Origin of the sequence: Bacteroides xylanisolvens XB1A (assembly GCF_000210075.1) — a bacterium.
Taxonomy (GTDB): domain Bacteria; phylum Bacteroidota; class Bacteroidia; order Bacteroidales; family Bacteroidaceae; genus Bacteroides; species Bacteroides xylanisolvens.
In genome coordinates this window covers 2173103-2184353 of record NC_021017.1, presented here as the reverse complement: position 1 = coordinate 2184353, position 11251 = coordinate 2173103, and the positions used below count along the sequence as shown (strand labels likewise).

Below are 11251 nucleotides of genomic sequence, written 5' to 3'. Positions count from 1 at the left end.
AAGAATGTGAGATGTCAATGTACCGATGAAGGTCTGTTGGCATCCGCACTTTTTTCAATTTCCAATGATTCAATTATCAAATCTCAATTATATAGAGTATGGCTTTTAGAAAAGAAAATAAGACGAAAAGTAATTTCTCGAAGATCTCAATTGGTCTGGCTTCTCCGGAAGAAATCCTTGAGAATTCGAGTGGTGAAGTTTTGAAGCCTGAAACCATTAATTACCGTACGTACAAACCCGAACGTGACGGTTTGTTCTGCGAGCGCATTTTTGGTCCTATCAAGGATTATGAATGTCATTGCGGTAAATACAAGCGTATCCGTTATAAAGGTATCGTCTGCGACCGTTGTGGTGTGGAAGTTACTGAAAAGAAAGTGCGCCGTGAACGTATGGGACATATCCAGCTGGTTGTGCCGGTGGCTCACATCTGGTATTTCCGTTCGCTTCCTAATAAAATCGGTTATTTGCTCGGATTGCCGACAAAGAAACTGGATTCGATTATATACTACGAACGTTATGTTGTTATTCAGCCGGGTGTGAAAGCTGAAGATGGCGTAGCCGAATATGATTTGCTTTCTGAAGAAGAATATCTGGATATTCTGGATACGCTTCCGAAAGACAATCAGTATCTTGAAGATAATGATCCGAATAAATTTGTTGCAAAGATGGGAGCCGAAGCTATCTATGATTTGCTGGCTCGTTTGGATCTGGATGCTTTGTCTTACGAACTGCGTCACCGCGCCGGAAACGATGCGTCTCAGCAACGTAAGAATGAAGCTTTGAAACGTCTTCAGGTAGTAGAATCGTTCCGCGCATCACGTGGACGTAACAAACCGGAATGGATGATCGTACGTATCGTACCGGTTATTCCGCCCGAACTTCGTCCGTTGGTTCCGCTGGATGGTGGCCGTTTTGCTACATCTGACTTGAACGACCTTTATCGTCGTGTGATTATCCGTAACAACCGTTTGAAACGACTGATTGAAATCAAGGCTCCGGAAGTAATCTTGCGTAATGAAAAACGTATGCTTCAGGAATCTGTCGATTCTTTGTTTGATAACTCACGTAAGTCAAGTGCTGTGAAGACAGATGCCAACCGTCCGTTGAAGTCATTGTCTGACAGTTTGAAAGGTAAACAGGGACGTTTCCGTCAGAACTTGCTGGGTAAACGTGTTGACTACTCTGCTCGTTCCGTAATCGTCGTTGGTCCGGAATTGAAGATGGGTGAATGCGGTATTCCTAAATTGATGGCTGCCGAATTATACAAGCCGTTTATTATTCGCAAACTCATCGAACGTGGTATCGTTAAGACTGTTAAGTCTGCAAAGAAAATCGTAGACCGCAAAGAGCCGGTGATTTGGGATATCTTGGAACATGTAATGAAGGGACACCCGGTACTGTTGAACCGTGCTCCGACCTTGCACCGTTTGGGTATTCAGGCTTTCCAGCCTAAAATGATCGAAGGTAAAGCTATCCAGTTGCACCCGTTGGCATGTACGGCATTCAACGCCGACTTTGACGGTGACCAGATGGCTGTTCACTTGCCTTTGAGTAATGAAGCAATTCTTGAAGCACAAATGTTGATGCTTCAATCACATAATATCTTGAATCCGGCAAACGGTGCGCCTATTACTGTACCTGCACAGGATATGGTTCTTGGTTTGTACTATATTACTAAGTTGCGTGCTGGTGCAAAAGGTGAAGGCTTGACATTCTACGGACCGGAAGAAGCGTTGATCGCTTACAATGAAGGTAAGGTGGATATTCATGCTCCGGTGAAGGTTATCGTGAAAGACGTTGATGAAAATGGTAACATTGTAGACGTAATGCGCGAAACTTCAGTAGGACGTGTGATTGTGAATGAAATCGTTCCACCTGAAGCTGGTTATATCAATACAATTATCTCTAAGAAATCTCTTCGTGATATTATTAGTGATGTAATTAAGGTCTGTGGTGTGGCTAAGGCTGCCGACTTCCTGGATGGAATCAAGAATTTAGGTTATCAGATGGCGTTCAAGGGTGGTTTGTCATTCAACTTGGGTGATATTATCATTCCGAAGGAAAAAGAAACTTTGGTACAAAAAGGTTACGACGAAGTTGAACAAGTCGTAAACAACTATAACATGGGTTTCATTACCAATAACGAACGTTACAATCAGGTAATTGATATTTGGACACATGTGAACTCCGAGTTGTCTAATATCCTGATGAAGACTATTTCTTCGGACGATCAGGGTTTCAACTCTGTATATATGATGCTTGACTCTGGTGCCCGTGGTTCAAAAGAGCAGATTCGTCAGTTGTCAGGTATGCGTGGTTTGATGGCAAAACCGCAGAAAGCAGGTGCTGAAGGTGGTCAGATCATCGAGAACCCGATTTTGTCGAACTTTAAAGAAGGACTTTCGGTGTTGGAGTACTTTATCTCTACCCATGGTGCTCGTAAAGGTTTGGCGGATACCGCTTTGAAGACTGCCGATGCTGGTTATTTGACTCGTCGTCTGGTGGACGTATCACACGATGTGATTATTACAGAAGAAGACTGCGGTACACTCCGCGGATTGGTTTGTACGGACCTTAAGAATAATGATGAGGTTATTGCTACTCTGTACGAACGTATCTTAGGCCGTGTTTCCGTACATGATATTATTCATCCTACCACAGGTGAATTGCTTGTTGCCGGTGGTGAAGAAATCACAGAAGAAGTAGCCAAGAAGATTCAGGAGTCTCCGATCGAGAGTGTTGAAATCCGTTCGGTATTGACTTGTGAAGCTAAGAAGGGTGTTTGTGCTAAATGCTACGGACGTAACCTGGCAACGAGCCGCATGGTTCAGAAGGGTGAAGCTGTCGGTGTAATCGCTGCTCAGTCTATTGGTGAGCCGGGTACACAGTTGACATTGCGTACATTCCACGCCGGTGGTACTGCTGCAAATATTGCAGCTAACGCCAGTATCGTTGCTAAAAATAATGCACGTCTTGAATTTGAAGAGTTGCGTACAGTAGATATCGTTGACGAGATGGGTGAATCTGCAAAAGTAGTAGTAGGTCGTTTGGCCGAAGTACGTTTTGTGGATGTGAATACCGGTATCGTTCTTTCTACTCATAACGTACCTTATGGTTCAACACTGTATGTAAGCGACGGCGATTTGGTAGAAAAAGGCAAACTGATTGCTAAGTGGGACCCGTTCAATGCTGTTATTATCACAGAAGCAACCGGTAAGATCGAATTTGAGGGCGTGATTGAAAACGTTACTTATAAGGTTGAATCGGATGAAGCAACAGGTCTTCGTGAAATTATTATTATTGAATCCAAGGATAAAACCAAAGTTCCTACTGCTCATATCTTAACAGAGGACGGTGATTTGATCCGTACTTATAACTTACCGGTAGGTGGTCACGTTATCATCGAGAACGGTCAGAAGGTAAAAGCCGGTGAAGTAATCGTGAAGATTCCGCGTGCCGTAGGTAAGGCGGGTGATATCACGGGTGGTCTTCCTCGTGTTACTGAATTGTTTGAAGCTCGTAACCCGTCAAATCCGGCTGTCGTTTCTGAAATCGACGGTGAGGTGACAATGGGTAAGATCAAACGTGGTAACCGTGAAATCATCGTAACTTCCAAGACAGGTGAGGTTAAGAAATATCTGGTTGCACTGTCTAAGCAGATTCTGGTACAGGAAAATGACTATGTACGTGCTGGTACTCCGTTGTCTGACGGTGCTACTACTCCGGCAGATATCTTGGCAATCAAGGGTCCTACAGCTGTACAGGAATATATCGTGAATGAAGTTCAGGATGTATATCGCTTGCAGGGTGTGAAGATTAATGATAAGCACTTTGAGATTATCGTTCGTCAGATGATGCGCAAAGTACAAATTGATGAACCGGGAGATACTCGCTTCCTCGAACAGCAAGTCGTAGACAAACTGGAATTCATGGAAGAAAATGATCGTATCTGGGGTAAGAAAGTCGTAGTAGATGCTGGTGATTCTCAAAATATGCAAGCTGGACAGATTGTAACTGCCCGCAAGTTGCGTGATGAGAATAGTATGTTGAAACGTCGTGACTTGAAACCGGTTGAGGTTCGTGACGCTGTTGCTGCTACCTCTACTCAGATTCTTCAAGGTATCACGCGTGCTGCTTTGCAAACATCAAGCTTTATGTCGGCTGCTTCCTTCCAGGAAACAACGAAAGTCTTGAATGAAGCTGCTATTAACGGTAAGATCGATAAGCTTGAAGGTATGAAGGAAAATGTGATCTGTGGTCACTTGATTCCTGCCGGTACCGGACAGCGCGAGTTCGAAAAGCTCATCGTTGGATCAAAAGAAGAGTATGACCGTATCTTGGCTAACAAGAAAACAGTACTTGACTACAATGAAGTAGAATAAATACAATTCAATTGACTATATGAAAAGGAGCAGTTGCCTGATTGGGCAATTGCTCCTTTTTTATTTCTTTTTTACTCGCGTGTATTACCATTAGTTTCAGGAAAAATGTGTTATTTTGCAGGATAACTTTTTAATCATATTAAATATGGAAGAACAAAATAACAACGGACAATTACAGATTGAATTGAGAGAAGAGGTTGCACAGGGAACTTATGCAAATCTTGCTATTATTACTCATTCGAGTTCTGAATTCATCCTTGACTTCGTGCGCGTAATGCCGGGCATACCGAAGGCTGGTGTGCAATCTCGTATTATTGTGGCTCCGGAGCACGCAAAACGTCTGCTGCGGGCATTAGAAGATAATATAGCAAAGTATGAGCGCGTATTCGGTCCGATTCGTACTTCGGATGAACCCCCTATTTCTCCTTTGACGGGTGTAAAAGGCGAAGCGTGAGGATGATATAAAAACATTAAAAAAGAAAAAAAAGTTGTAGCGCATTGAATATTCAAATATTATTCGTATTTTTGCAGCCCAAAATGTATAGTTACGAAATTAATATAACAATAATATAAATCAAAAAACAATTAAAATGCCTACAATTCAGCAATTAGTAAGAAAAGGACGCGAAGTGCTGGTGGAGAAAAGTAAATCTCCAGCCTTGGATTCATGTCCTCAAAGACGTGGCGTTTGCGTGAGAGTATACACTACTACTCCGAAGAAGCCGAACTCTGCAATGCGTAAAGTAGCTCGTGTACGTTTGACTAACCAAAAAGAGGTGAACTCATACATTCCGGGAGAAGGACACAACTTGCAGGAACACTCAATCGTTTTGGTACGTGGTGGTCGTGTAAAAGACCTTCCGGGTGTGCGTTATCACATTGTACGTGGTACACTTGATACAGCAGGTGTTGCTGGTCGTACTCAAAGACGTTCTAAGTATGGTGCTAAGCGTCCGAAACCAGGACAAGCTGCTGCTCCTGCTAAGGGTAAGAAAAAATAAGGATTAAGACCTAATTAAAATTAAAGTAATAACTTACGTTTTAGTTTGTTGGAAATGCTAAAGGTTGAGTAAATTCTCCGGAGGGAGAGTTGAAGAAGTCAAGAAGTAGACAACCAAGAACAAAAACATTATTTTTCAAACAAATGAGAAAAGCAAAACCAAAAAAACGCCTGATTCTTCCGGATCCTGTGTTTAATGACCAAAAGGTTTCCAAGTTCGTGAACCACTTGATGTATGATGGAAAGAAAAATACATCTTATGAAATCTTTTATGCCGCTTTGGAAACAGTGAAAGCAAAACTTCCTAACGAAGAAAAATCAGCTCTCGAAATCTGGAAAAAGGCTTTGGATAATGTAACTCCGCAAGTGGAAGTAAAGTCTCGCCGTGTAGGTGGTGCTACTTTCCAAGTTCCTACTGAAATCCGTCCGGATCGTAAAGAATCAATCTCTATGAAGAATTTGATTCTGTTTGCTCGCAAAAGAGGTGGTAAATCAATGGCTGACAAGTTGGCTGCTGAAATTATGGATGCCTTCAATGAACAAGGCGGTGCATACAAACGTAAAGAAGATATGCACAGAATGGCAGAAGCTAACCGTGCATTTGCTCATTTTAGATTCTAATACTGTAAGAAACCTAATATAAACTTAAAGTAAAGGAATTAGAAGATGGCTAAACATGATTTACATTTAACTCGTAATATCGGTATCATGGCTCACATTGATGCCGGAAAAACAACTACTTCTGAACGTATCCTGTTCTACACTGGATTGACTCACAAAATTGGTGAAGTTCATGATGGTGCTGCTACTATGGACTGGATGGAGCAGGAGCAAGAACGTGGTATCACTATTACATCCGCTGCTACAACAACAAGGTGGAAATATGCTGGTGATACTTATAAAATTAACTTGATTGACACTCCGGGACACGTTGACTTTACCGCAGAGGTAGAACGTTCATTGCGTATCCTTGATGGGGCTGTAGCTGCTTACTGTGCTGTTGGTGGTGTTGAGCCTCAATCTGAAACAGTATGGCGTCAGGCTGATAAATATAACGTTCCTCGTATTGCTTATGTTAATAAGATGGACCGTTCTGGTGCTGACTTCTTTGAAGTAGTTCGTCAGATGAAGGATGTTCTTGGAGCTAATCCGTGTCCGATTGTTGTTCCTATCGGTGCTGAAGAATCTTTCAAAGGTCTTGTTGACCTTATCAAAATGAAAGCTATCTATTGGCATGATGAAACAATGGGGGCTGACTACAGTATTGAGGAAATCCCTGCAGAACTTATCGATGAAGCTAACGAGTGGAGAGATAAGATGCTTGAAAAAGTAGCAGAATTTGATGATGCTTTGATGGAGAAATATTTCGATGATCCTTCTACTATTACTGAAGAAGAAGTATTGAGAGCTCTTCGTAATGCAACAGTTCAGATGGCTGTAGTTCCTATGCTTTGCGGATCTTCTTTTAAGAACAAAGGTGTTCAGACATTGCTTGATTATGTTTGTGCTTTCTTGCCTTCTCCACTTGATACAGAGAACGTAATAGGTACAAATCCTAATACGGGAGCTGAAGAGGATCGTAAACCAAGTGATGATGAAAAAACATCTGCTTTGGCGTTTAAGATCGCAACTGACCCATATGTAGGTCGTTTGACTTTCTTCCGTGTTTATTCTGGTAAAATTGAAGCAGGTTCTTATATCTACAACTCTCGTTCTGGTAAGAAAGAACGCGTTTCTCGTCTGTTCCAGATGCACTCCAACAAACAGAACCCGGTTGAAGTAATCGGTGCTGGTGATATTGGTGCAGGTGTAGGCTTTAAAGATATTCGTACTGGGGATACTTTGTGTGATGAAACAGCTCCGATAGTACTTGAGTCTATGGACTTTCCGGAACCGGTTATTGGTATCGCTGTAGAACCTAAGACTCAGAAAGATATGGATAAACTGTCTAACGGTTTGGCTAAATTGGCTGAAGAAGACCCGACATTTACTGTGAAAACAGACGAACAGACAGGTCAGACAGTTATTTCTGGTATGGGTGAGCTTCACTTGGATATTATCATTGACCGTTTGAAACGTGAATTCAAGGTAGAATGTAATCAAGGTAAGCCTCAGGTTAACTATAAGGAAGCTATCACGAAGACAGTTAACTTGCGTGAAGTGTACAAGAAGCAGTCTGGTGGACGTGGTAAGTTTGCTGATATCATTGTGAACATTGGTCCGGCTGATGCGGATTTCACTTTAGGTGGTTTGCAGTTTGTTGATGAAGTGAAGGGTGGTAATATTCCTAAGGAATTTATCCCAGCAGTTCAGAAAGGCTTTACAAATGCTATGAAGAGTGGTGTTTTGGCAGGCTACCCATTGGATTCATTGAAAGTGACTTTGGTTGATGGTTCATTCCACCCGGTTGACTCTGACCAGTTGTCATTTGAAATCTGTGCAATGCAGGCTTATAAAAATGCATGTGCTAAGGCAGGTCCTGTTTTGATGGAACCTATCATGAAACTGGAAGTTGTAACTCCGGAAGAAAACATGGGTGATGTTATCGGTGACTTGAACAAACGTCGTGGACAGGTTGAAGGTATGGAATCTAGCCGCTCTGGCGCTCGTATCGTGAAAGCGATGGTTCCACTGGCGGAAATGTTTGGTTACGTAACAGCTTTACGTACTATTACTTCTGGTCGTGCAACCTCGTCAATGACCTACTCTCATCACGCTCAGCTTTCTTCTTCTATTGCTAAGGCTGTATTGGAAGAAGTAAAAGGACGCGCTGATTTACTCTAAAATATCTAAAGTAGCAGGCTAGCGAATGACTCTTAGCCTGCCGCTTTATCTTATTATAAATGTATTAATTAAAAAAATAATGAGTCAGAAAATTAGAATTAAATTGAAATCTTACGACCACAACTTGGTTGACAAGTCAGCTGAGAAAATTGTAAGAACTGTAAAAGCTACAGGTGCTATCGTTAGCGGTCCAATACCTCTGCCTACGCACAAACGTATCTTTACTGTGAACCGTTCGACTTTCGTAAATAAAAAGTCTCGTGAGCAATTTGAACTCTCTTCTTATAAGAGATTAATCGACATCTATAGCTCAACAGCTAAGACAGTAGATGCTTTGATGAAGTTGGAATTGCCAAGTGGTGTGGAAGTAGAAATTAAAGTTTGATAATTAAAAATTAGTGAAATGCCAGGATTATTAGGAAAAAAAATCGGAATGACATCCGTTTTCAGTGCCGATGGTAAAAATGTACCATGCACTGTTATCGAAGCAGGTCCTTGTGTTGTTACTCAAGTTAAAACTGTAGAAAAAGATGGCTATGCAGCTGTTCAGTTGGGTTTCCAGGACAAAAAGGAAAAACATACAACTAAACCGTTGATGGGACATTTTAAAAGAGCAGGAGTAACACCGAAGAGACACTTGGCTGAGTTCAAAGAATTTGAAACAGAGTTGAATTTGGGTGATACCATTACTGTAGAAATGTTTAACGACGCTAGCTTTGTTGACGTTGTTGGTACTTCTAAGGGTAAGGGTTTTCAGGGTGTAGTAAAAAGACATGGTTTTGGTGGTGTGGGTCAAGCTACTCACGGTCAGCATAATCGCGCTCGTAAACCGGGTTCTATCGGTGCTTGTTCTTACCCTGCAAAAGTATTCAAAGGAATGCGCATGGGTGGACAACTTGGTGGTGACAGAGTCACTGTACAAAACTTGCAGGTATTAAAAGTAATCGCGGATCATAACCTTCTTTTGGTTAAAGGTTCTATCCCGGGTTGCAAAGGTTCAATCGTATTAATTGAGAAATAATGGAAGTTAACGTATATAACATTAAAGGTGAAGACACTGGGAGAAAGGTTACGTTAAACGAATCTATCTTCGGAATTGAGCCCAACGACCACGCTATTTATTTGGACGTAAAACAATTTATGGCTAATCAGCGTCAGGGTACTCATAAGTCAAAAGAAAGAAGTGAAATCAGTGGTTCAACTCGTAAGATCGGTCGTCAGAAAGGTGGCGGTGGAGCACGTCGTGGTGATATGAACTCGCCTGTTCTTGTAGGTGGTGCTCGTGTTTTCGGTCCGAAACCAAGAGACTACTTCTTCAAATTGAATAAAAAAGTTAAGACATTGGCTCGTAAGTCAGCTTTGTCTTATAAAGCTCAAAACGATGCAATCATTGTCGTTGAGGATTTCACATTTGAAGCTCCTAAGACAAAAGATTTCGTTGCAATGACAAAAAATCTTAAAGTTTCCGATAAAAAGCTACTTGTAATTTTACCGGAAGCAAATAAAAACGTATATTTGTCAGCTCGTAACATCGAGGGTGCTAATGTGCAGACTATCTCAGGATTAAATACTTACAGAGTATTGAATGCTGGGGTTGTTGTGCTTACAGAAAACTCTCTGAAGGCTATTGACAATATCTTAATTTAAAAAGGAGGCTTAAATAATGGGAATTATTATTAAACCGTTGGTAACAGAGAAAATGACTGCAATCACAGATAAGCTGAATCGTTTCGGCTTTGTTGTACGTCCTGAAGCTAACAAACTGGAAATTAAGAAGGAAATTGAAGCTCTTTATAATGTTACTGTAGTTGATGTGAATACTGTGAAGTATGCTGGCAAGAATAAGAGCCGTTATACCAAAGCAGGTATCATCAATGGTCGTACGAATGCTTTCAAAAAAGCAATCGTGACATTGAAAGAAGGAGATACTATTGATTTTTATAGCAATATTTAATAAAAATGGCAGTACGTAAATTTAAGCCCACAACACCGGGGCAAAGACATAAAATTATTGGTACTTTCGAAGAAATTACTGCATCAGTACCAGAAAAGTCTCTTGTATATGGTAAGAAATCATCTGGTGGTCGTAACAGCGAAGGTAAGATGACTATGCGCTACATTGGTGGCGGTCATAGAAAGGTGATTAGAGTTGTTGATTTCAAGAGAAATAAGGACGGTGTTCCAGCAGTAGTTAAAACAATCGAATACGACCCGAATCGTTCGGCTCGTATCGCTCTGTTATTTTATGCTGATGGAGAAAAAAGATATATTATTGCTCCCAATGGATTGCAAGTTGGTGCGACTCTGATGTCAGGTGAAACAGCAGCGCCAGAGATTGGTAATGCTCTTCCTCTTCAAAACATTCCGGTGGGTACTGTGATTCACAATATCGAATTACGTCCGGGACAGGGTGCTGCTCTGGTTCGTTCAGCTGGTAACTTTGCTCAGTTGACTTCTCGTGAGGGTAAGTATTGTGTAATTAAGTTGCCTTCAGGTGAGGTTAGACAGATTCTTAGCACTTGTAAAGCTACTATCGGTAGTGTAGGTAACTCTGATCATGGATTGGAAAGTTCAGGTAAAGCAGGACGTTCTCGTTGGCAAGGACGTCGTCCTCGTAACCGTGGTGTTGTAATGAACCCGGTTGATCACCCGATGGGTGGTGGTGAAGGACGTGCTTCCGGAGGTCACCCAAGATCACGTAAGGGATTGTATGCTAAGGGACTTAAGACTAGAGCTCCTAAGAAACAATCGTCTAAGTACATTATTGAGAGAAGAAAAAAGTAATCTGATTAATTGAGTAAACTATGAGTCGTTCATTAAAAAAAGGTCCATATATTAACGTTAAGCTTGAAAAGAGAATTCTTGCCATGAATGAATCAGGTAAGAAAGTCGTAGTAAAGACTTGGGCCAGAGCTTCAATGATTTCGCCTGATTTTGTAGGCCATACAGTTGCAGTTCACAATGGAAATAAATTTATTCCTGTTTATGTTACCGAGAATATGGTAGGACACAAGTTGGGCGAATTTGCTCCAACTCGTACATTCAGAGGACACGCTGGTAACAAGAAAAGATAACAGGATTTATT

Annotated in this window: 11 protein-coding genes; all 11 read left to right on the top strand. The window is 41.4% G+C overall.

Going from position 1 to position 11251, the window contains the following annotated elements; translation table 11 throughout:
* Positions 1-98 precede the first annotated feature (98 nt).
* The 11 genes from rpoC to rpsS all read left to right on the top strand — a co-directional run bounded on the left by rpoC (position 99) and on the right by rpsS (position 11240).
* Complete coding sequence (gene rpoC, locus BXY_RS08960; protein ID WP_004310891.1) at positions 99-4382, top strand: DNA-directed RNA polymerase subunit beta'; 4284 nt, start codon at positions 99-101, stop codon at positions 4380-4382.
* Positions 4383-4527: 145 nt separating this feature from the next.
* Positions 4528-4836: a DUF3467 domain-containing protein gene (locus tag BXY_RS08955; protein ID WP_004296354.1), complete on the top strand. Its 309-nt coding sequence runs from the start codon at positions 4528-4530 to the stop codon at positions 4834-4836.
* Between the two features lie 136 nt (positions 4837-4972).
* Positions 4973-5383, top strand: a complete 411-nt coding sequence (gene rpsL / locus BXY_RS08950; RefSeq protein ID WP_002558078.1) for a 30S ribosomal protein S12 — start codon at positions 4973-4975, stop codon at positions 5381-5383.
* Positions 5384-5526: 143 nt separating this feature from the next.
* Positions 5527-6003 carry a 30S ribosomal protein S7 gene (gene rpsG / locus BXY_RS08945; RefSeq protein WP_004296352.1) on the top strand — a complete coding sequence of 159 codons (477 nt, stop codon included), beginning with the start codon at positions 5527-5529 and terminating at the stop codon, positions 6001-6003.
* 45 nt (positions 6004-6048) lie between these two features.
* Positions 6049-8166 (top strand): elongation factor G, encoded by a 2118-nt coding sequence (gene fusA / locus BXY_RS08940; RefSeq protein WP_004310890.1) that lies wholly within the window; start codon positions 6049-6051, stop codon positions 8164-8166.
* Positions 8167-8245: 79 nt separating this feature from the next.
* A complete protein-coding gene (gene rpsJ, locus BXY_RS08935; RefSeq protein WP_002558075.1) occupies positions 8246-8551 on the top strand; it encodes a 30S ribosomal protein S10 in 306 nt (101 codons plus the stop codon).
* A gap of 18 nt (positions 8552-8569) precedes the next feature.
* Positions 8570-9187 (top strand): 50S ribosomal protein L3, encoded by a 618-nt coding sequence (rplC, locus tag BXY_RS08930; RefSeq protein ID WP_004313455.1) that lies wholly within the window; start codon positions 8570-8572, stop codon positions 9185-9187.
* On the top strand, positions 9187-9813 hold the full coding sequence (rplD, locus tag BXY_RS08925) for a 50S ribosomal protein L4 (RefSeq protein WP_008023043.1): 627 nt from the start codon (positions 9187-9189) through the stop codon (positions 9811-9813). Before rplC ends, rplD begins: the two co-directional genes overlap by 1 nt.
* 16 nt (positions 9814-9829) lie before the next feature.
* Positions 9830-10120 carry a 50S ribosomal protein L23 gene (gene rplW, locus BXY_RS08920; RefSeq protein ID WP_004296347.1) on the top strand — a complete coding sequence of 97 codons (291 nt, stop codon included), beginning with the start codon at positions 9830-9832 and terminating at the stop codon, positions 10118-10120.
* Between the two features lie 5 nt (positions 10121-10125).
* Positions 10126-10950, top strand: a complete 825-nt coding sequence (rplB, locus tag BXY_RS08915; RefSeq protein ID WP_009040599.1) for a 50S ribosomal protein L2 — start codon at positions 10126-10128, stop codon at positions 10948-10950.
* 20 nt (positions 10951-10970) lie between these two features.
* Entirely contained in the window at positions 10971-11240 is a 270-nt protein-coding gene (gene rpsS, locus BXY_RS08910) for a 30S ribosomal protein S19 (RefSeq protein WP_004296345.1), read from the top strand.
* The last annotated feature ends 11 nt before the right edge of the window (positions 11241-11251 follow it).

Bases quoted from the DNA above. Each gene is read 5' to 3' on its own strand.
- rplW (WP_004296347.1), top strand. From the start codon at position 9,830: ATGGGAATTATTATTAAACCGTTGGTAACAGAGAAAATGACTGCAATC.
- rplB (WP_009040599.1), top strand. From the start codon at position 10,126: ATGGCAGTACGTAAATTTAAGCCCACAACACCGGGGCAAAGACATAAA.
- rpsG (WP_004296352.1), top strand. From the start codon at position 5,527: ATGAGAAAAGCAAAACCAAAAAAACGCCTGATTCTTCCGGATCCTGTG.
- fusA (WP_004310890.1), top strand. From the start codon at position 6,049: ATGGCTAAACATGATTTACATTTAACTCGTAATATCGGTATCATGGCT.
- rpsL (WP_002558078.1), top strand. From the start codon at position 4,973: ATGCCTACAATTCAGCAATTAGTAAGAAAAGGACGCGAAGTGCTGGTG.
- rplC (WP_004313455.1), top strand. From the start codon at position 8,570: ATGCCAGGATTATTAGGAAAAAAAATCGGAATGACATCCGTTTTCAGT.
- rpsS (WP_004296345.1), top strand. From the start codon at position 10,971: ATGAGTCGTTCATTAAAAAAAGGTCCATATATTAACGTTAAGCTTGAA.
- BXY_RS08955 (WP_004296354.1), top strand. From the start codon at position 4,528: ATGGAAGAACAAAATAACAACGGACAATTACAGATTGAATTGAGAGAA.
- rpsJ (WP_002558075.1), top strand. From the start codon at position 8,246: ATGAGTCAGAAAATTAGAATTAAATTGAAATCTTACGACCACAACTTG.
- rplD (WP_008023043.1), top strand. From the start codon at position 9,187: ATGGAAGTTAACGTATATAACATTAAAGGTGAAGACACTGGGAGAAAG.
- rpoC (WP_004310891.1), top strand. From the start codon at position 99: ATGGCTTTTAGAAAAGAAAATAAGACGAAAAGTAATTTCTCGAAGATC.